We start from the raw sequence: 20,917 nt of genomic DNA, 5'->3' as shown, positions 1-20,917 counted from the left end.
ATGATTCGGGGTCAATTGTGGCCGGATTGGCGGCCGCGATATCGGGCGATGAACAATATTCAGCCGACCAGGCTTATCAGCCCACAAGTCTTGCGACCGCGTCCGCAGGCGACATGGTCTCGCGGGAGCCGTCGGCTCGCCGCTTGATCTCGACCTTGCCGTCAGCGAGCCCCTTCGGCCCGATCATGATCTGCCAGGGGATACCGATCAGGTCGGCTGCGGCGAATTTGGCGCCGGCGCGCTGGTCGGTGTCGTCATAGAGCACGTCGACGCCCTTGGCCGTGAGCTCGGCATAAAGCTTCTCGCAGGCCGCATCGACGGCCGCATCGCCCTGCTTGAGGTTGAGAATCGACACGCGGAACGGCGCGACCGCCTCCGGCCATTTGATGCCGGCATCGTCATGGCAGGCTTCGATGATCGCGCCGAGCAGGCGCGAGACGCCGACGCCGTAGGAACCGCCATGGATCGGCACGTCGACGCCGTCGGGGCCCGCCACCAGGGCCTTCATCGCGTCCGAATATTTGGTGCCGAAATAGAAGATCTGCCCAACCTCGATGCCGCGGGTGTTCACCCGCTTGTCCGCGGGCACTTCCTGCTCGAACCGCGCAGCGTCGTGGACGTCTTCCGTGGCGGCGTAGACCGAGGTCCATTGCTTGATGATCGGCGTCAGGTCGCTGTCGTAGTCGACGTCCTCGCCCGGCACCGGCAGGTCCAGCACGTCGCGATTGATGAAGACGCCGGATTCGCCGGTTTCGGCAAGCACGATGAACTCGTGGCTGAGGTCGCCGCCAATCGGGCCGGTCTCCGCGCGCATCGGGATCGCCTTCAGCCCCATCCGCGCAAAGGTCCGCAAATACGCGACGAACATCTTGTTGTAGGCGACGCGTGCGGCGGTTTCGTTGAGATCGAAGGAATAGGCGTCCTTCATCAGGAACTCGCGGCCGCGCATCACGCCGAAACGCGGACGCTGCTCGTCGCGGAATTTCCATTGGATATGATAGAGATTCAGCGGGAGGTTCTTGTAGGACTTCACATAGGCGCGGAAGATCTCGGTGATCATTTCCTCGTTGGTCGGCCCGTACAAGAGCTCGCGCTTGTGGCGGTCGGCGATGCGTAGCATCTCCGGACCATAGGCGTCGTAGCGGCCGCTCTCGCGCCAGAGGTCGGCAAGCTGGAGCGTCGGCATCAACAGTTCCAGCGCGCCGGAGCGGTCCTGCTCCTCGCGCACGATCTGCTCGATCTTCTTCAGCACGCGGAAGCCGAGCGGCAGCCAGGCATAGATACCGGCGGCCTCCTGCCGGATCATGCCGGCGCGCAGCATCAGCCGATGCGAGACGATCTCCGCCTCTTTCGGATTTTCCTTCAGGATGGGCAGAAAGAACCGCGACAACCGCATGGTAATACTCTGGGAATCAGTGATGGGTTGCAGTGAAACCGGATTGAGAGCGAAAACACAAGACCGGGAATGAGGAAAAGCCGCTAACGCAGCGGAATTCCTGTCATTTTTCCGTCGGACTTCAGGTTCAGCCCAAGCTGCGTCTCACGGCGGCGTGACGTCGAGTTCATCTTCGAGCGTGATCTGCTCGAAGTCGGTCACCAGCGCGTCGATCCGCACGTGCCAGCGGCCGGCAAAGGGCAGCTCGACCTTGCGCACATGCCAATAACCGTCGGGCCCAAGCGAGGCCCTTCGCTCCATCGGCTCGATGCCGCGCTCGGGCAGACTCAGGGTCAACGTCGCCTCCTTGGCCGTCAGCGGCGTTGCCTCGCCGGTCATGAGCTGGAGCACGACATCATTGGCCCCCGCCTTGCCTGGCGAGACCAGGACCTGGAACATCGCCTTGTCGCTATGGATGTGGATCGCCAACGGCGTCTCCGGCACGATCGTCCGCGGCGGCGGTGTGAAGCGCCAGCCGGCGACCACGGCGAGGATGACGAGAGCAATCGTACTTTCCAGCAGGATCGAGCGCTTGAGCGCGGGCGTCCCTGTCTCGTTCCGGGCCAGAGCCGGAGTCAGCCGGAACCGATTGAGCGCGGCCAGCGCCAGCAATCCCGTGACCAGAACTAGCTTGACCGAGAGGATCAGCCCGTAGCGGGTCTCGACCAGCGCTCCAGGCTTTTCGAGCTGCACGATCGCGAGTGCGAGGCCGGTCAAGGCCAATACGCCGACTGCGAGCGCAGCAATGCGGGAAAAGCGGTTCACGATCGGGAGCGTCGCAATCGTCGGCTTCGACACCAGCGCCACGAGCGGCGCGAGAGCACCGATCCAAATGGTGACACCGAGGCCGTGGAGAAAGATTGCAGGCCGGGTCAACGCCTCCGGCGGTGCCGTTGCGGCGTGCCCGGTCATGGCGAGCGACAGACCGACGCCGACCAACGCCATGATCGCAAGAGCACGCGCGTACCACGCGCTGCGCAGCGCCATCAACGCGAGTAGCATCGCAAGCACGGCAACCAGCAGCGCAGGGCCGGCGCTGGTCGCGAGCGCGACTTTCCAGGGAGCAGCGGTCGCAAGGGCTGCCAGTGGCAACCCGAGGAGATCGAGGCCCAACGCGCCGACGGACGCCACCGCGCTTGGGATGCCGATGGCGAGCGCCATGCGCGGCACGGCCATGCCGGTCATCGACCACGCAACCCAGCGCGCGAAGAACACGCCGCCGACGCCGATGAACAGCCCAACGTACAAGCCGACGCGCGCCAGCCAGATCAGCGCGTTCAACCCGCCGTCCACGGCGGCGGCAGGCTTCGTCGCGGTCGGCATGCCAATCGAGAAGATCACCGATCCGGTGACAGGATGGCCGTCCTGCGAGATCACGCGATAGCTGACGACCGCGGTGCCCTCAGGCAGATCCACCGGCATCACGACCGAAATGGTTTCGCCCGATGCACTGACGCGCGCATCATCCCGCGCCCTGCCCGCACCATCGATCAGCCGGATCGCGCCCGGCGTTACCGCCTCGTTGAAGCGCAGCTCCACCGCCTTGGGCGCGGTCGCGAGCATGCTGCCGCTCGCCGGCTCGACCGAGACCAGCGCCGCATGCGCCGACGCACCGCTTGCGAAGCCGGCAACGAGGAGCAGCGTCGCAAGCGCGGCGAACAGGCGCATCACGGTTTTGGCAACAGTTTCACGCCCGGCGCCGGCGATTTGCCCTCGGACTTGCCCTCATGTGAGTGCCCTGCCCCCGCCGCCGGAATGTCGATCCAGCGGCTGACGCCGGCCTCGCATTCCTGAACGACAGGGAAGTACAGCACTGTGTTCGGCTTCAGGCTGTCGGTCAGGAAGGTGCTGAGGACGAACTCGTCATAGTTCTTGTCCGGCAGCTTGCCGCCGGACCACGCCACCTCCTTGACACCGGAGGAGAGCTTGTTGCCGTGATAGTCGTATTCCCCGGCATATTTGCCCTCGACGACATCGATGGTCCAGCCGGCCTTCGGCATCGGCTTCACCGCGATGACCCCTTCCGGAATCTGCACCCGGATTTTCACCGTCGGCGAGCCTGCGCAGCCATGCGGCACGGTGAAGACGGCCTTGTAGGACGTGCCGACCGTGGCTTGCTTGGTCTCGAGCGACACGTGCGCCGCCGCCGGCGAGGCGGCGAGCGCGGCAACCAGGATCAGGCAGGATTGCTTCGACATGTTCGGCCTCCCGAGAGTCCAGATCACTCTCATTTCATCTTCATTCCCGAGTGATCCGGCATTTTCTTCATGTCCATATGACCTGAATGCCCGGCATCGCCAGGCGCCTGCGCGCCGACGCTCTGGACGTCGAGGGACACCGCGACCTTGCCGGCCTTCTCGAATTGCAACGTCACCGGTACCTTGTCGCCCTGCTTGAACGCGCCCTTCAGCTCCTGGAGCATCAAATGATTGCCGCCGGGCGCGAGCTTCACCGTCTTGCCGGGATCGATGGCGAGCCCCTTGTCGAGCGGGCGCATCTTCATCACGCCATTGTCCATCGCCATCTCGTGGATCTCGGCCTTCCCCGCGATATCGGCGGACACGCTGACCAGTCTATCGGCCGCCGTGCCCTTGTTCTCGATGGTAAGATAGCCGCCGGCGACCTTGGCGCCGCCCGGCGTCGCCCGGCTCCAGGCCTGCGAGACGACGAGATCGCCGGCCTTGACGTCGTCGGCGAGCGCCGGTGCTGCGGAGATCGCGAGAGCGAACGCAGCCAGCAGCACGTTTTTCGAGATTGTCTTCATGTCGGTATTCCCTTTGCAGACTGAACTTCAGTGTTTGGAGCGTTGTTGCGCTGACCATTTTTCGAGATCGGCAATTTCAGCCGAGCCTTCGATCGTCGTGATGGCTCCTTCCCGGGAGATCAGCATTGTCCTGGGGATGTCGCCCTGCCAGGCCGGATCGATCTCGAACCGCAAGCGCTCGACAAAGCCGTCGTTGAAGATGAAATTTTCGGTCGACGCCAGACCCGCCTTGTCGAGCATCGATTGCGTGGCGGCCGGCAAGTTCGGCACGAGATCGGCGCTGACCGTGACGACGTCGACGTCAGGATGATCCTTGGCAAACTGCCCGAGCAGCGGCAGCTCGACCTTGCAGGGGCCACAGGTCACACCCCAGAAATGCACGAGCACCGGACGGCCGGCGTGCCCCCTAAGAACGCTTTGCCAAGTGCCGCGTTCGAATGGCTTCAGAGCTGGAGATGCGCCGAGCGCAGCCGCCGATGCGATCAGAACGACAAGGCTGGCAATGCCTGCAAATCGAAATCTCATGGTTGGTCCTCGATAGCCGTGAGCCGATAGCCATCCGCCTTCGTCATCCACGACAGGTAGGTCTGCTTGCCGTTGGAGACCAGCAAGGGATGGTCGGACGTGTCGGTCGTGCTGGATATCGTCTTCGGCGGCGACCACGTCTCGCCATCGTCGCGGGAGATCGTCATCTGGACCGAGGTCTTTTCGCCACCGAACTCCTTCCAGACCATTACCGTCCCCGCCGCGCCCGCGAGCACGAAGGGGCGCGTCGGATTGCGATCCGGCCGCCCCAACGCCATCGGCGAAGAGAACGTGCGGCCTTCGTCGCGCGAGTGAGCGTAGAACAATCCCTTCCGCGCCTTCCCGTTGGTGTACCAGGCGACGTGATAGGTTCCGTTCGGCGCAACGGTGAGGCTCGGCCCGTGGTGCGGACAGGCGTTGATCTGCCAGTCGTCGTTGCTGACCCGGCGGACTTCGCCTGGCGTCGCGACGTCCGTGAAGGTCATCACCGCGTGGTCGCGCACGCCGCCCTCAAAAATGTTCCTGAAGATCACGACCGGCCGCCCGGACGCAGCGAATGCCAGCCCCAACCGGCAGCATTCGCAGGTGCCCTCACGCGCCAGCTTCGCTTCTGCGTAGGTGGTGCCGCCGTCGCTGGACGACGTGAAGAACAGCCCGGCTCCCTCGTACTTCTGTCCCGCTTCCTTCGCAAAAATGCGATTGCGCTTGTCCAGCCACGCCGCAAAGACTGTTCCATCCTGATCGAGCGCCAGCGCCTCGAAACGTTGGCTCTCGTTGCTGGCGGTGATCGGCTTCAGCTCCGCGAAGCTTTTCCCGTCATCGGTCGAGCGCGTATAGAGCACCTGACCGTTGAAGGCCTCGTCCCTGAAGGTCGAGAACGCGAGCGCGATGCCGCCCTTGCGGTCGACCACGATCTTCGGCCGCGCATCCGGGCCCCAATCGAGATTCAGCCGTTTCGTCGTGACCTGGGTGGGCGTCGAGAAACTTCGGCCAGCATCCTGCGAACTTGCGACCGAGACCTGCCCTCCCGCCATCCAGACCAGCCACAGCGTGCCGTCCGAACCGAAGGCGGGCGTCGCCTTGGTCGCACAGCGCAGCGTCGGCTCCTCGCACGCGGCCTCGGACACGTGCGGGCCACGCATCTGCCCCTGCGCGGCGCTTTGCAGGCAGACGCAGGCGACGATCCCAAGCAAGCCAGTTCGGATCATGGCCCTATTCCCTTCGAGAGCCCGGATCATTTGAAGGCCACCTTCATACCCGCAACGAACAGGCGTGGCGAGCCCGCATAGATCGACCCCGGTGCCGTGCTCGCGAGCGTGCTCCCAGGAATTTGTAGGCCGGCCGCCGTCACCGTGTTTGCGATGTTGTTTGCCGACGCAACATAAGTGCGATCGAATACGTTCCTGACTTCGAGAAATAGATTGAGTGACCTGAAGGTGTCGGACAGCAGGTCGGTCTTGTAGTGGACGTTCACATTGACCAGCTCGTAGCCCGGCGCTTTCAGCAGATTCGCGTTGTCCATGTAGAAAGAGTCCTTCCACTGGACCTCGACGAAGCCCCCGAGGCCTGCCAGCGGCCCGGCGAACTCGTCATAGCCAATGCGAGCCGTCAGCTCGTTGGGCGAGATACCGGGAATTTTGTTGCCGGCACGGTTGAAGCTAAACACGGCGCCATTGGTGATGTTCTCGACATACTCGGTGTAGACCTCGTCGAGATAGGTGTAGGCGACCATGAACCGCCAGCCCGGATAGAATTTCCAATCGGCGGCAAGCTCGATGCCCCGATGCTCCGATCGCGGCGCGTTGAACGAATAGTTTACACCCGGGACCGACGTCGCTTGGTTGACGATCTCGTTACGGAAGAACTCGTAAAAGCCAGTTGCGCTGAGCTTGAGCGCGCTATTCGGCGTCCAATCGAAACCGAGATCGTAGCCAAGATTCTTCTGGGCTTGGAGCTGCGTATTGTTGCCCGACAATCCCGTCTGAGCGACAAAGAGATTCGAGACCTGCGGAGTGCCATACCCCGTGGCAACGCGTGCCCGGAACAGCCATTCGTTATTGAGATTGTAGAGCAGCGCCAACTCTGGTGCAGTATTTTGAAACTGCCGGTCCGCGGTCGTCGGCGTTGTCGTGGTGATGCCAGTTGGACCAGCATACGAATAGGCCGTATTGGTGCCCTTGAGCAAGGTTGTCTCCCAACCGATACCCGCAACGGCCGTTAGCGACGACGTAAGCTTGAGCTCTTCCCTGGCACGAACACCATAGTTGGTGGTCTCGCTGTAGAGATTGCTCGACAGCCTGCCGAGCGTCGCGTTACCTCCCGGCATCACGTTTCGCGTATCGCTCGATGCCGTCAGGGTGTTGTAGAAGGCGCCGAAGAACGCGGTGGACTCCAGGCCGAGAATCTCTCCGCGCTTGGTGAGATCACTCATGTAGTTGTAGGACGGGAAGTCGCCGATCGAGCTGGTGGAGCCAGTTGGCTGACTGATGTTCCGGTCGTCGAACACGAACTGGTTGCGCCAGGTCGTGGTGTTGTCGAAATCGTGCTCCCATCGGCCCCCGACGATGGTGCGGCGGTCGTTGCGGCCGAGCCCGGCCTGCACGGCCGTCTCCGTATCGGTTCCGGCGGTCGCGTTGAAGCCATTGTTGAACAGCCTGACCGTACCGCATCCGGGCGCGGCCGTGGCACCGGTCGCGCAATCCTGCTGGAAGGGATTTTGATAGTATTGGTTCAGCGTGGAGCGAAGCGGCAGCCGCGCGCTGAGATCGTTGTTGATGATCTTGACCGTGAAGCGGTCGTCCGGCGTCGCCTTGAGCGTGCCGAGGAAGTTGACGGTCTGCGTGTTGAACCAGCTGTTGCCGATATAGCCGTCGCCTCGGGTGTCGCTTGCGAACAGCGAGCCCTCGAAATTCCCGACCTTCTTGCCGGCCGCCACGTAATTGTTGAGGTAGCCATAGCTGCCGCCGTCGACACCGTATTCGACGCCGTCGATCGTGCCGCCCGGCCGTGTGCGAAAATTGAGCGCGCCGCCGGTCGCGTAATTGCCGTAGAGCGCCGACGAGGGGCCGCGGATCACGTCGATCGCACCATAGGCGTGGGGGTCGATCAGGTCGCTGCGTGACAGGCCGTCCGGCTGCGTCACGGGGAAACCGTCGTCGAAGATCACGAGATTGCGGATGCCGAAACCGTTCCGGGCGTTGGATCCGCGAATCGAGATGCCGAAATCGCGCGGACCATTACCCTGCTTGATCGAAATGCCCGGACTATCCCGCAAGACGTCGCTGACCGAAAACGACGGGCGGTTTTCGAACTGGCTGCGATCGATGGTCGTCGCGGTCTGGCCGGCCGGCGCCTGATTGAGACCGGCCCGCACTGCGCCGGCGGACATCGTTTTGTTCTGCCCCTGGGCGCCATCGGTCGCGATCGGCGCGACCGGCCTCGCTGCGCGCGTCGCCGAAGCGGAACGCAGCCGCGCTGGCCGGGTGAGTGGTTTGGGACGGGACGTCTTAGGCGCCTCGACCGTCACTGCGGGAATCGCTTCCGGGGCAGCCTGGGCAAGCGCGTCTGAACCGATCGGGGACACCAGCCCGAAAAGCACGGGCAAGCCCGCACTTCCGATCGCACGAATGCGTAACATCTTTTGAATTCCTGACATCCGGCGCCTCGGCCGGTCCATTGAGCACGCCATCGGCGGCAACGGCGCGCGCCAACGGTTCGGTTTGTCGCTACGTCAGGAAAATTGAGGTGGGGCGCGGGCCTGAGCGCTCGAACCCTTGGGAGCGCCGATGGCGGACGCATCCGCCGGCTGCCACACCACGCGCGCGGCATGGCGGAAGGGAATCGAGAGTGCCGCGTGCGTCGGCGAATCGAGCGACGCGCCCGCCTGGGCGAGGCAGCACAGGGCGCACGCGCCCGCATGCGCGGTCGGGGTGCCCGTCCGATCGTCGAGGCCACCCTGGTCGCTCGCACTGTGGCAGATGACGGCGGCAGACAGCGGATCGGCGATGGCTTGGCCCGTCGCCCAACAGGCGGCGATCGGCGCCAGCACCTGCATCACCAAGGCGAGCAGGACCAGGGGTAGGAATTTCTGTAACCGCGCGCGCATCTGCCGAACCGTTCGTTCGTCTGCTAACTAAACACCGCGCCGGGCCCAAGTCGAGATCAGTTCCGCCGCCTTCTTGGCCCAGCGCAAATTTGTCGGAAAAGCGTGGTCGGACGACCTCACCATGGGCTCGGGGTCCGGAATTTGAGCCAAATCAAACCGCCCGACATCCACAGATTTCTTATATTTGTCATATACTTGCGGGGTCAAAAGCCCGATCATTTCGTCTATTGCTCGAATTTTGAACATTCGTTGCCGAAAATGATGACAAGTGAGAAAAGTTGATCTAGCATCCCCCTTGCTCAGGCTGGCCGTGAGGTCGAAGTCTGGTGGTCCAAGTCTCGGGAGGAGCCCCTGACGCGCAAAACGCAGCGTCGCCCCGTCAATCAAGAGCAAATCTTAGAATCGGGGATAATAGGGTCGACACAATTTTTGAGCGGGGCCAGGGCCCCGCTCTTTTTTTGTCCGCATGGCACTTTCGCCGATGAATATGTCCTCCAATCCGGTCGAACTCAGCTTTGAACTCGCGGCCTCGCGCTGCGCGGATCTCACGCCCATCGTCTACCAGCGCCTGTTCGACGAGCATCCCGAAACGCAGGCCATGTTCCGCTCGGAGGGCGGCGACCTCGTGAAGGGATCGATGCTCGCGCTGACGATCGAGGCGATTCTCGATTTCGCTGGTGAGCGCCAGGGGCATTTCCGGCTGATTGCCTGCGAGGTTGCCTCGCACGACGCCTATGGCACGTCACGCCAGTTGTTCGCCGCGTTCTTCACCATCATCAGGGATACGCTGCGCGATCTGCTCGGCGATGAATGGTCGATCGAGATTGCGCAAGCCTGGGACAAATTGCTCGTCGACATCGACGCACTCGCCGGCACGACGGCCTGACGCTTTGCGCTGCACCACGCGGCGTACTGCGATGGCGCGTGTGATTGCAGATTGAGTGGCATCAACTCTTGTGAGACACTTTCGACATCGGTTGCGCAATCAATGACGCGCCGACGATAAAATTTATGGGAGCGAGCGATGTCCGGGACGAAAGATTTCTCGACGACGAGGCGCGATCTACTTCAGGCGGCTGCGACCGCCGGCGCCGGAGCTGCCCTCCTCGGCAGCATGGGCATAAACCCCGCATTGGCCGCCGAGGTCGGGCGAAGCGAGAAGCCGCTGAAGGCGGCGTTCTCCAATGCGGGCCTGCAGGCCACATGGTGCGCGCAAGGAAAGCAGGCCGCCGAATTCTGGGGCAAGCTGTTCAACGTCGAAGTCACCTGGTTCGACGGCCAGCTCGACGCCGTGAAGCAGCGCGCGGCCATCGACAACATGGCCTCGCAGAAATGGGATTTCGTCGCGATCCAGGCCTTCGGCATCGGCACCCTCACCCAGCCCGTGCAGAAGATGATCGACGCCGGCACGCCCGTGATCGACATGGACACGCTGATCGCGCCGCTCGACCAGATCAACGTCCACTCCTTCCTCGCCCCCGACAACGAGTTCATGGGCGCCTCGGTGACCCAGGCGCTGTGCAACGCGATGGGCGGCAAGGGCAAGATCATCATGACGCAGGGCGCGCTCGGCCACACCGGCGCGCAAGGGCGCGCAAAGGGCTTCACCAACACGGTCAAGCAATTCCCGGGGATCGAGGTGCTCGACACCCAGCCGGCCGACTGGGACGTCTCCAAGACCGCGCGCCTCTGGGAAACCTATCTGACCAAGTATCCGCAGATCGATGCGGCGTTCTTCCACAATGACGACATGGCACTCGCCGCTGCCAACATCATGAAGGCGCGGGGCCGCACCAACATCCTGATCGGCGGCGTCGATGCCATGCCGCCGGCGATCCAGGCGGTGAGCGAAGGCCGCATGTTCGCGACCGTCCGCAATCCCTCCTGCCGCATCCATGGCGGCGCGATCATCGCGGGCGTGTCGGCCGTAGTTGGCGGCGAGAAGAGCGGCCAAGGCATCCCCAAGAACGTCGTCACCGACGGCCCGGTCGTGACCAAGGCCAACGCCGCCGGGATGCAGTGGATGCAGGATCACTTCCTGATCTGAGCTTCCATGCCCGAGGTGCGTTCGCCCATCCTTGAACTGCAGGGCATCACGAAGAGCTTCGGCGGCGTCGAAGCGCTTCGTGGTGTCGACTTCGCACTCCATCCCGGCGAGATCCACGGTCTCGTCGGCGAGAACGGCGCGGGCAAAAGCACGCTGATGAAGATCATCGCCGGCGTGCACACTGAGTTCTCCGGCCGCTTGCTGATCGACGGGGCGGAGACGCATTTCCGCTCGGCGCGCGATGCGCACGCCGCCGGCATCGCCATGGTGCATCAGGAGCTCAGCGTCGCGCCTGATCTCACGGTCGCCGAGAACGTCTTCCTGGGCAACCAGCCGACCAACGCCCTTGGCCTCGTGCAATGGCGGCGCATGGCGCGCGAGGCCGGCGAGCAGCTCGCCCGCTTCGGCATCGACGTCGATCCGATGAGCCGGCTGGGTGACTTGCCCATCGGGCTGCAGCAGCTGATCGAGATCGCGCGCGTGCTGTTCTCCGGCGCCCGCATGGTCATCCTGGACGAGCCGACCTCAGCCCTCTCCCCGCCCGAGGTCGAACGCCTGTTCGCAACGCTCCGCCGATTGCGCGAAGAAGGCACCAGCATCGTCTTCATCTCGCATTTCATCGAGGACATCCTGCGCGTGTCCGACACGGTGACCGTGTTCCGCAACGGGCGGAAGGTCGCCGAGACCGCCAGCGCCGCCACCAGCAAGGGCGCGCTGATCGAGGCCATGATCGGGCGCGGTGGCGAGGCGCTCGAGCACAGTTACACCGACGACCTGATGCTGCCGCAGCCGAGCGACAGCTCGGTGGTGCTGAAGGTCGACCAGCTCTCGCTGGCCCGCAGCCTGAAGGACATCTCCTTCGAGGCGCGCGCCGGCGAGGTGCTCGGCATCTACGGCTTCATGGGCTGCGGCCAGCAGGAGCTGTCCCGCATCCTGTTCGGCAAGCTGAAGCCGGACGGCGGCACGCTCGCCGTGGACGGCTCGTTCAAGACCTTTGCCAGCACGGCGGCGGCGCGACGCGCCGGCGTGGCGCTGGTGCCCGAGAGCCGCCGCGACATGCTGTTTCACCAGGAGCCGGTCTACAAGAACATCTCGATCAGCATTTTGGACCGCATCTCATCCCTGCTGCTCAAGCCGGCGCAGGAGCGCGATATCGCCCAGCGCCAGGTCGAGCAATTGCAAATCCGGCCCCCGGTGGTCGGCCTCGATCTCGGCATGCTCTCCGGCGGCAACCAGCAGAAGGTCGCCCTGGCAAAATGGCTGACCTATCCGCCCAAGCTCCTGGTGCTGTGCGAGCCGACCCGCGGCATGGATGTCGGCGCCAAGAACGACGTCGTCAACATCGTCCGCGACCTCCGCGCCAAGGGACTTGCGATCATCGTACTGTCGACCGAGCCCGAAACGGTGCTGTCGCTGGCCGACCGCATCCTCGTGCTCAAGCGCGGTGCACTGGTGCGGGAATTCAGGAACGAGCCGGTCAGCAAGGACCGCCTGCTGGAAGCGGCGTGACGGAGAAGCACAATGGCGAGCAGTGAGACGGCTTTGGCGGCGGGGCAACGGGCGCGCGGGCTGGCGCCCTTCCTGCGCTCGCAGATGCGCAACATCGCCCCGTTCCTCACCCTGATCTTCCTGTCCGTCTTCTTCGCCTTTGCCAGCCCCTCCTTCGCGACGCTCGACAATCTCGGCAACATCCTCACGCAAGTGTCGGTCACGGGCATCATCGCGGTCGGCCTCACCTTCGTGATCCTCTGCGCCGAGATCGACCTCTCGATCGCCAGCATCGCCAACGTCACCGGCATCGCCGTCGCCTACTTCACGCTGCAGGAATCCTACGTCAACATCGCCAACATCCCGCTGCCCGGCGCGGTCGCGATCATCCTGTCGATCCTGCTCTGCGCCCTGCTCGGCCTCGTCAATGCGCTGGGGCTGACCGTGATCGGCATCCCCTCCTTCATCATGACGCTGGCGATGATGCAGATCGCCGCCGGCATCTCGGCGCTGCTGGTGCGCGGCCAGATCGCCTACAAGGTGCCGAGCCTGATCACCACGCTCGGCTCGGGCTCGATTGGCGGCATCCCATGGCTCGTCATCATCGCCGCGCTGATGCTGCTCGGCGGGCATCTGGTGCTGACCTACACGCGCTTCGGCCGCTACGTCTACATGGTCGGCGGCAACCGCGAGGCGGCCGAATATTCCGGCCTCAACGTCAAGCTCATCCTCGGCGCCGTCATGGTGATCTCGGCGGTGTGCTCGGGCATCGGCGGCATGCTCGGCGTCGCCCATTTCGGCAGCGCACAGCAGAACGAGTTCGACACCTATCTGCTCGACTCCATCGCTGCCGTCGTGGTCGGCGGCACCAGCCTGTTCGGCGGCCGCGGCGGCATCGGCAACACCATCGTCGGCCTTTTCGTTCTCGGCGTTCTCAATAACGGCCTCGACCACGTCAACATCGACAGCTTCCTGAAGATCCTGATCCGCGGCCTGATCCTGCTGGCAGCGCTGGTCATCAACGTCTATGCGCAGCGGCTGAGGGAAAAGGCGGCGGACTAGACAGCCCTCAAAACAAAAACTGCGAAAACAACCCCATGCACAGTAGAAACTGTGAGAGAATTCAGCCGCTTGCCAATCCGCGAATGCGTGAGTGCCACCGCACCGAAATTTTGACTCGTCGGGCAAAACACGAGCAAGTTGTCACAATCGCGGCGCGTGCGGGTTTGGAGCGTTCGATAGGAACGTCGCGATAGTGCGCGGCCCTCGTTGTGAGTTAATGACGGACTCACCGCCTGCGAACAAGCCCCCGCCTTGCGCGTTTGCCAATCCATATGGCGTGCCGGACACAGGCATAAGTGGTGAGTAGAACGATCAGCAGGCCTATGATCCAGTGGCCAGCCGCAAACACAGCAATGCAGAGCAAGCAGACGACGAAGATCACGCAAATCCACACCAGCGTAAAGCCCGCATAGGTCCGGCCGGTCGGGATGTTGCTTACGTTGCGTGCCATGGCTTCCATTCCAGCCAGTCCCCTTATCTATACATCAAGAGCCAGCAGACACTCGCAAACGCGCACCGTCAGCGACGAACCGCGATAGGTTAAGAGCCGATGATCAGAACTGTTAAGGTTGCTGTGCAAATCGCCTGGGCTGTTTCGATCATCGGCGTCTGTGTAGCGATCGGCGGCGTCTATGGTTGGACTCACCACGCCTGGCCGGGCGCCATCGCACTCGGGACCGTCGGATGTTGCACAGGAGCAGCGCTGGCAGCGTCACCTCTGGCGTTTCTCGAAATCTTTCACGGCGGATGGTGAGTGGGCAACGCGCTTGCGCTTCTGCGTGCTAATCGGCCAACGCCATCCGCCCCGCGATCTCATCCGCCCGCCAGCACCGCACTGCATGCCCGTCGGGCCGCGTCTCCAGCGACGGCCCGGGCTCGCTCCGGCACACAGCCTCGGCGTACCGGCATCTTGGGCTGAAGGCGCAGCCGTTCGGCGGATTGAGCGGGTTGGGAAGGTCGCCGCCTGTCGTCGCCAGCGGGGCGTGGTGCAAGGGATCAGGGATGGCGGCGATCAGGGCTTGCGTATAGGGGTGCGCCGGGCGTTCGAAGATCTCGCGCCAGTGGCCGTTCTCGACGATGCGGCCGAGATACATCACCGCGACGCGGTCGCTCATGTGCTCGACGACGCCGAGATCGTGGCTGATCATGATGTAGGAGAGGCCCAGCGTGTCCTTCAATTCCAGCAGCAGATTGATGATCTGGGCGCGGATCGAGACGTCGAGCGCCGAGACCGGCTCGTCGCAGATGACGATTTTGGGGTTGAGGATCAGCGCGCGGGCAATGCCGATGCGTTGGCGCTGGCCGCCGGAGAATTCATGCGGGTAGCGGCCGGACTGTTCGGGCCGCAAGCCAACATGCCGCAGCATGGTCGCCACGCGATCCTCGATCTCGCTTTTCGCGGTGACGCCGTGCACCCGCAGGGGATCTTCCAGCGTGCGGCGAACGGTCTGGCGCGGATTGAGCGAGGCGTAAGGGTCCTGAAACACCATCTGCACGGTGCGCGCCAACGCCCTCCGATCGCCGGATTGCCTGCTCCTCACGACCTGCCCGTCCAGCATGATACGGCCGCGCGTCGGCGTCAGCAGACCCAGGATCGACAATGCGACCGTCGACTTGCCGGAGCCGGACTCGCCGACGAGGCCAAGGCATTCGCCGCGCTTCAGCTTGAGATCGACGCCGTCGACGGCCCGGAGCATCCGCTTGCCGCGGCCCAGCAGGCCGCCACCGAGCGGAAAGTGAACCGCGAGATCCTCGACGCTGAGGATGAGGTCATCGTCCAGCCTTCGCTCATCCAGCATGTTTTGCGGCTCATGCATGGTGATGGCACCTGACCAGACCGCCGGCCCCCAGCAGATCCGTCTCCGGCACGACGGTCCGGCAGATCTCGGTCGCCTGCGGACAACGCGGATTGAATCGGCACCCCTCAGGGAAATTCGTGATGGCCGGGACGACGCCCGCGATCTCCTTGAGCCTGGTGCGGCCGAGTGCGGCCCGGCTGCCGAGCCTCGGCAGCGAGGCGACCAGGCCTTGCGTATAGGGGTGCGAGGGCGCTCGAAAAATATCGGCCGAGCCGCGCTCCTCGACGATGCGGCCGGCATACATCACGGCGACGCGGCGGCAGACGTTCGCGACCAGGCCGAGATCATGGCTGATCATCAGGATGGCCGTTCCACGCTCGGCGCACAAATTCCGCATCAGCTCGATGATCTCGGCCTGCACGGTCACGTCGAGCGCGGTGGTCGGCTCATCGGCGATCAGGAGATCCGGACCGCAGGCGAGCGCAATGGCGATCATCACGCGCTGGCGCATGCCGCCGGAGAGCTGGTGCGGGTAATCGTTGACGCGGCGCTCGGGCGCGGGGACGCGGACGCTCGCCAGCGCCTCGACCGCCAGCCGGCTGGCTTCCCGCCAGCTCTTGCCCTTGTGGAGCACGAACATCTCGGCGATCTGCCGGCCCACGGGCGAGACCGGGTTCAGCGCCGTCATCGGCTCCTGGAAGATCATGGCAATGCGGTTGCCGCGCAACTCCCGCTGCCTTGCGGCGGAGAGGTGCTGGATCTCCTGTCCTTCGAACCGGATGACGCCGCCGCCGATCGAGAGCGGCGGCCGCAACAGCCCGATCAAGGCCAGCGCCGTGATGCTCTTGCCGCAACCGGATTCGCCGACGAGGCCGAACGTCTCGCCGCGTGAGATGCGGAACGAAACGCCCTCGGCCGCCGCGACGCGCCTCGATCCGTCATCGAGATCGATGCGCAGGTCCTCGACTTGGATCAGCGGCGCGCCGGTCATGTCCGCCGGCTCCGCGATTGGGGATCGAGAATGTCGCGCAGGCCATCGCCGAGCAGGTTGAGGCCAAGCACCGTCAGGAAGATGGCGAGGCCCGGAAAAACCGAGAGCCACGGCGCCGTCGTGATCTGCTCGCGGGCCTCCGACAGCATGCTGCCCCAGCTGGGAAACGGCGGACGGACGCCGAGGCCGAGGAACGACAATGCGGCTTCGGACAACACCGCGCTGCCCATGCCCAGCGTGCCGATGACGATGATGGGGCCCAGCATGTTCGGCAGCAGCTGCGTGATCATGATGCGCAGATCGCCGTAGCCGAGCACGGTCGCCGCCTGCACATAGCCCTGGCTCCTCAGCGACAGCGCCGAGGCTCGCGCGATCCGGCACGTGAAGGACCAGTTGGTCAGCCCGAGTGCGATCAGCAGGCTGGTCAGGCCGGGTCCGAGCACCGCCATGATGGCCAGCGCGAAGATCAACGAGGGGATCGCAAGCATGAGATTGGTCAGGGCGTTGACGACATCGTCCCACCAGCCGCCAAAATAGCCGGCGCTCAACCCCAAGGCCACGCCGATGACGCTGTTGATGAGCTGCGAGATGATACCGACCGTCAGCGAGACCCGCGCGCCGTAGACGACGCGGGAATAGATGTCGCGGCCCTGGTCGTCGGTGCCGAACCACCAGGTCCAGCTCGGGGGCTCCTCCGCGTTCATCAAATTGGCGTCCATGACGGGATCGGTGTGCGCCAGCCAGGGCGCGAGCAAGCCGACCAGGATCGCCAGCGCGAACAACACCCCACCGATGACGAGATTGGCGCGAAGCTTCATGCGTATCTGATCCTGGGATCGATCACGCCGTAGAGCACGTCGATCAGCAGATTGATCGCGAGAAAGGCCAGCACCACCACGAGAATGGAGCCCTGGACCGCCGGAATATCGCGCTGCAAGACACTGTCGACCAGCAATGAGCCGATGCCCGGCCACGAGAACAGCTTTTCGACCACGACCGCCTGCCCCATCAGCGCGCCGAATTGCAGGCCGACGGTGGTGAGAATGATGACGAGCGCATTGCGCATGACATGCCACTTCACCACCCGCGTCTCGCTCATGCCCTTGGAGCGCGCGGTGCGGACGAAATCGGCGGTCATGATCTCGAGGACCGCGGCGCGCGTCGTCCGGGCAAACAGCGCCATCGGCGAGACGCCGAGGGTCACGGCCGGCAGAAGCAGATATTTCAGTCCGCCATCGCCATAGCCGAAACTCGGCAGCCAGCCGAGCTTCAACGCGAACAGGTACATCAGAACCAGTCCGAGCCAGAATTTGGCGATGGAAAGGCCCGACACCGCGACGACCATGGCAAGCGTATCGACGATTCCGCCCGGTCGCAGGGCTGCGATGAAGCCAAGCGGCACGCCGATCACGACCGAGAACGCCATGGCCGCGAAGATCAGTTGCAGCGTCGGCCAAGCCCGCTTGGCGATCATGGTCGTGACAGGCTCGCGGGTGCGGAACGAGGTGCCGAAATCGCCGGTCGCGAGCTTGGCAATGTAGACGCCGAAACGTACGTAAACGGGATCGTCGAGGCCGAGCTGCTTCTTCATGCGCAGCTCGACCTGCGGATCGCTGTCGTCGCTCATCGAGGAGACGATGCTGCCGGGAACCACGCTGAACAGCACGAAGACCAGCAGCACGACGGCAAGCACGGTCGGAATGGTCTGCAGCAGGCGACGGAACAGAAAGGAGAGCATCGGCACTTTTCCTCTCTCCCTCCATCGTCTGTGGCGACGGAGGGAGCGCGAGAGCGCATGTCACTTCGCGGGCGAGGTCTCGTCGACCCAGAGGTCTTCGACGTTCTGATGGGTCAGCTCCGTCGCGTTGAGCTGAATCCCCTTGAGCCACGGCTGCACGGCCATGACCGCCTTGTTGTAGTTGAAGAACCAGACCGGTGCCTCCTCATAGAGCAGCGCATTGGCCTTTTGCAGCAGTTGGGCGCGCTTTGCTGGGTCGTCGGCCTGCCCGGCCTCGTCGACGATCTTGTCGAAATCGGCGTTCTTGAAGATCATGTAGTTGCAGGCTGGCTGCGGCGTCGACGAGTGGAAGCATTTGAGGGCCGCCTGCGGATCCGGGCCGCTCGCCTGCGAATAGATGAAGGCCTGGTAGTCGCCGGTGCGAACCACCTCCGCCAGCACCGCGGTCTCGACCTGCTTGACCTTCGCCTTGATGCCGACCTTGTCCAGCATCGGGATCACGGCCGAGACGATCGGCAAGCCCCAGCTCTCGTTCTGGCTGGTGGTCCATTCGAATTCGAAGCCGTTGGGATAGCCGGCCTCGTTAAGCAACTGCTTGGCCTTGGCGGGATCGTAAGCGTACGGCTTCATCGCCTTGTCGTAAGCGGGCGAGGTCAGCGGCAGCCAGCTGGTGGCGCGATAGGCCTTGCCCTTGACCAGCTTGTTGATGATCAGGTCGGTATCGATCGCGTAGTTGATCGCCTGTCTCACGCGCTTGTCGGCGAACGGCTTGAATGATGGATTCATGCCCATGTAGCGCGTGAAGACCTCGGCGACCTCGACGATGGTGCCCTTGAGGTTGGCGTCGGACTGGTAGGCCACATATTGCGCGGGCCCGAGCACCGAGGTGTCGACCTCCTTGTTGCGGAAGGCGACATCGCGGGCCGCGGCCTCGCCCATGATCGCCACGACGATCTTGTCGGCGTAGGGCTTGCCGGGCTTGTAGAACCGGTCCCACCGCTCCAGGACAATGCGCGATCCCGGTACGTGCTCGACGAATTTGAAGGGCCCGAGACCGATCGGCTTCTGGATGAAGCTCTCCTTGGCACCCTCGTCGGCGGGATAGATCGATGTCAGCGCGGTGAAGAAGTAGAAGCCGGGATCGACTTTCTCGGTCAGCTTCATCTCAACGGTGAAGTCGTCGATCTTCTTCAGCCCGGAGATCTCCTTGGCCTGGCCCTTCTCGACCGCGGCCGCGCCCTCGATCACGCGGACAAACCGCGCGCCGGGATAGGCCTTGGTGCCGTCCATGATGCGGGTGTAGGACCAGATGATATCGTCGGCCGTCATCTTGCGGCCATTGTGGAAATAGGCGTCGTCGCGCAGCTTGAAGGTGTGAACGAGTCCCCCGCCCGAGACCACATCCTCCTTGGCAAGCTCCAGGACCGGCTTTCCTTCCGCGGAATTCCAGATGTAGAGCGAGCGGTGCAGCGCCTTGGCGTAGATCTCATCCTGGGCGCGCTGCGTGGTGTGAATGTCCAGGCTCGTGAAACTCGAGCCATAGGGCGCTGTCATGCGGATGGTTCCGCCCTTGCGCGCTGTCTGGGCCTCCGCAGATCCAGCGAGCGCCAGTCCCAAGCCCGCGACGATCGCCATCATCCTGAACATCATGTGTCCCCCACCAACGCAGGTATTCCGATCAGGGATTTGATCATTCGCAGCCCGTCGAATGCAAGCTTCGTTTTTGATGGAGACCGATGTCAGTTCCGGAAGGCGGCTCTTCGACCCGGAAGTAAGGTTGCATCCGCCCGGCGATGCAAGCCGTCGATTGACGCGGTGCGTCATCGGGCGACCAGGGATAGTGAACATTTTCCGTGATCGACGCGACCAAGCTCAGGATCGTTATCTGAGCCCCAGGGATCTTGGAAAACAAGGATCGCGCAAAAAATGACCCGCCGAACGCTAGGTATCCTGCTCGCCGGCAGTCTGGTCGCCGCGACAGCGGCGATGGCGATCCCCGTCACGCCGGACCCTGCCCGCGACGGCCCGACGAAAAACATTCAAATCAATTGGTCCCACACCAAGCGATCAAACGGGTTTGTCGACGATACATGGTGGGCACTCAGGGGCCGTTGCGCCCCGGACTATCTTGGCGAGCGCCTGCTCTGCGACACTGTCGGGCTTCTGACACAAGCCACGAGCCGGACATTCGAGGCCAAAATGTCCGACGACATGGGCCTGCCGCTGGTCGACCGTTGGGCCCTGATGACCGCGAAGAATTCGCCCTTCATGAGGTCGGCTCACGTCGAGACGCCGCTCGGTCTCGAGGCCGTGCTCGGCTTCTATCGCGCTGCACTCGAAAGGCGCGGCTGGACCGAGAACGACGGTGCGGTCGTCGAGCCCGACAGGGCCGTTGTCGCCTTCACGACGTCAGACGGGCCGGCGCTGCTCCGGCTCGTCCGTCAGGACAACACAACGATCGCCGACCTTGCGCTGCGCAAGCCGTTGGCCGCCACGGCCCGCATCCAGCCGGCGCCGGGACAAGTGATGTTGTTGCTCGGCAACAAGACGGATGAAGCGGCCGACATCACCGTCAATGAGCGAACCATCCGACTGGCGGCTCACGCCGGAGAGGAACTGATCGATTTTGACGCCGCCGCGGATGAGTTGCCTGATAGCCAGAAGATCGATCTGCCGCCGGGCACGTACAAGGTCACCCTGAAGCTCAAGGGCAGCGCGGCGCAGAAGCGGGAGTTCGAAGTCGCGGCCAACGAGACCTGGGGTCTGCTGGTCGGCCCCGAAGGCGCGCCGCTGCCGATACGGATGTATTGAGGGCCGCGGCGTCTTGGACCGTCATCCTTGTAAGTCTCGAATCGCTGGATCGGATAGAGTGTCCGGTGCGGTAACGGACGGGAGACCGCTTCATCCAAGGGCTTTGAAGCCCGTACCTCAGCGCGGCGCCCCGTCCGTTGTTCCATTGAACC

At 63.7% G+C, this 20,917-nt stretch carries 19 protein-coding genes; 5 read left to right on the top strand and 14 right to left on the bottom strand.

Features of this window, described 5'->3' with window-relative positions:
- Positions 1-76: 76 nt before the first annotated feature.
- The 8 genes from proS to CV770_RS04825 form a co-directional block, all read right to left on the bottom strand.
- On the bottom strand, positions 77-1,396 hold the full coding sequence (gene proS / locus CV770_RS04860; protein ID WP_104461511.1) for a proline--tRNA ligase: 1,320 nt from the start codon (positions 1,394-1,396) through the stop codon (positions 77-79).
- A 144-nt stretch (positions 1,397-1,540) separates the two neighbouring features.
- The gene (locus tag CV770_RS04855; protein WP_104461510.1) at positions 1,541-3,103 is read right to left on the bottom strand and encodes a copper resistance CopC/CopD family protein; all 1,563 of its coding nucleotides are present in this window, start codon (positions 3,101-3,103) and stop codon (positions 1,541-1,543) included.
- A complete protein-coding gene (locus tag CV770_RS04850) occupies positions 3,103-3,633 on the bottom strand; it encodes a YcnI family copper-binding membrane protein (protein ID WP_091967129.1) in 531 nt (176 codons plus the stop codon). Before CV770_RS04850 ends, CV770_RS04855 begins: the two co-directional genes overlap by 1 nt.
- 29 nt (positions 3,634-3,662) lie before the next feature.
- On the bottom strand, positions 3,663-4,199 hold the full coding sequence (locus CV770_RS04845; protein ID WP_104461509.1) for a copper chaperone PCu(A)C: 537 nt from the start codon (positions 4,197-4,199) through the stop codon (positions 3,663-3,665).
- Positions 4,200-4,226: 27 nt separating this feature from the next.
- Entirely contained in the window at positions 4,227-4,724 is a 498-nt protein-coding gene (locus tag CV770_RS04840; RefSeq protein WP_091967131.1) for a TlpA disulfide reductase family protein, read from the bottom strand.
- Positions 4,721-5,932, bottom strand: a complete 1,212-nt coding sequence (locus tag CV770_RS04835; RefSeq protein ID WP_104461508.1) for a sialidase family protein — start codon at positions 5,930-5,932, stop codon at positions 4,721-4,723. Before CV770_RS04835 ends, CV770_RS04840 begins: the two co-directional genes overlap by 4 nt.
- 26 nt (positions 5,933-5,958) lie before the next feature.
- A complete protein-coding gene (locus tag CV770_RS04830; protein WP_104461595.1) occupies positions 5,959-8,112 on the bottom strand; it encodes a TonB-dependent receptor family protein in 2,154 nt (717 codons plus the stop codon).
- A 342-nt stretch (positions 8,113-8,454) separates the two neighbouring features.
- Complete coding sequence (locus CV770_RS04825) at positions 8,455-8,829, bottom strand: DUF2946 family protein (RefSeq protein WP_091967135.1); 375 nt, start codon at positions 8,827-8,829, stop codon at positions 8,455-8,457.
- 481 nt (positions 8,830-9,310) lie between these two features.
- On the opposite strand from CV770_RS04825, the gene CV770_RS04815 reads away from it, so the two are divergent.
- From CV770_RS04815 to CV770_RS04800, 4 genes are all read left to right on the top strand, one after another.
- Entirely contained in the window at positions 9,311-9,715 is a 405-nt protein-coding gene (locus CV770_RS04815; RefSeq protein WP_201759700.1) for a globin, read from the top strand.
- A 138-nt stretch (positions 9,716-9,853) separates the two neighbouring features.
- Positions 9,854-10,876, top strand: coding sequence for a sugar ABC transporter substrate-binding protein (locus CV770_RS04810; protein ID WP_018320172.1), 1,023 nt, complete (start codon positions 9,854-9,856; stop codon positions 10,874-10,876).
- Between the two features lie 6 nt (positions 10,877-10,882).
- Positions 10,883-12,385, top strand: coding sequence for a sugar ABC transporter ATP-binding protein (locus CV770_RS04805; protein WP_104461506.1), 1,503 nt, complete (start codon positions 10,883-10,885; stop codon positions 12,383-12,385).
- 12 nt (positions 12,386-12,397) lie between these two features.
- Positions 12,398-13,426, top strand: coding sequence for an ABC transporter permease (locus tag CV770_RS04800; protein ID WP_104461505.1), 1,029 nt, complete (start codon positions 12,398-12,400; stop codon positions 13,424-13,426).
- A 226-nt stretch (positions 13,427-13,652) separates the two neighbouring features.
- On the opposite strand, the gene CV770_RS04795 is transcribed toward CV770_RS04800, so the two are convergent.
- The 6 genes from CV770_RS04795 to CV770_RS04770 all read right to left on the bottom strand — a co-directional run bounded on the left by CV770_RS04795 (position 13,653) and on the right by CV770_RS04770 (position 19,604).
- Positions 13,653-13,886, bottom strand: coding sequence for a hypothetical protein (locus tag CV770_RS04795; RefSeq protein WP_146101248.1), 234 nt, complete (start codon positions 13,884-13,886; stop codon positions 13,653-13,655).
- Positions 13,887-14,208: 322 nt separating this feature from the next.
- Positions 14,209-15,243: an ABC transporter ATP-binding protein gene (locus CV770_RS04790; protein WP_104461503.1), complete on the bottom strand. Its 1,035-nt coding sequence runs from the start codon at positions 15,241-15,243 to the stop codon at positions 14,209-14,211.
- Positions 15,236-16,216 carry an ABC transporter ATP-binding protein gene (locus tag CV770_RS04785; RefSeq protein WP_104461502.1) on the bottom strand — a complete coding sequence of 327 codons (981 nt, stop codon included), beginning with the start codon at positions 16,214-16,216 and terminating at the stop codon, positions 15,236-15,238. The genes CV770_RS04790 and CV770_RS04785 overlap by 8 nt, the downstream gene beginning before the upstream one ends.
- A complete protein-coding gene (locus CV770_RS04780) occupies positions 16,213-17,034 on the bottom strand; it encodes an ABC transporter permease (protein ID WP_018320167.1) in 822 nt (273 codons plus the stop codon). Before CV770_RS04780 ends, CV770_RS04785 begins: the two co-directional genes overlap by 4 nt.
- Positions 17,031-17,954 carry an ABC transporter permease gene (locus tag CV770_RS04775; protein WP_104461501.1) on the bottom strand — a complete coding sequence of 308 codons (924 nt, stop codon included), beginning with the start codon at positions 17,952-17,954 and terminating at the stop codon, positions 17,031-17,033. The genes CV770_RS04780 and CV770_RS04775 overlap by 4 nt, the downstream gene beginning before the upstream one ends.
- Before the next feature lie 60 nt (positions 17,955-18,014).
- A complete protein-coding gene (locus tag CV770_RS04770; protein ID WP_091967155.1) occupies positions 18,015-19,604 on the bottom strand; it encodes an ABC transporter substrate-binding protein in 1,590 nt (529 codons plus the stop codon).
- A gap of 276 nt (positions 19,605-19,880) precedes the next feature.
- On the opposite strand from CV770_RS04770, the gene CV770_RS04765 reads away from it, so the two are divergent.
- Positions 19,881-20,765, top strand: coding sequence for a hypothetical protein (locus CV770_RS04765; RefSeq protein WP_104461500.1), 885 nt, complete (start codon positions 19,881-19,883; stop codon positions 20,763-20,765).
- The last annotated feature ends 152 nt before the right edge of the window (positions 20,766-20,917 follow it).

The organism is Bradyrhizobium sp. AC87j1, assembly GCF_002936975.1.
GTDB lineage: Bacteria > Pseudomonadota > Alphaproteobacteria > Rhizobiales > Xanthobacteraceae > Bradyrhizobium > Bradyrhizobium shewense.
The sequence above is the reverse complement of the archived record's forward strand: the minus strand, read 5'-3'. Positions and strand labels throughout refer to the sequence as shown.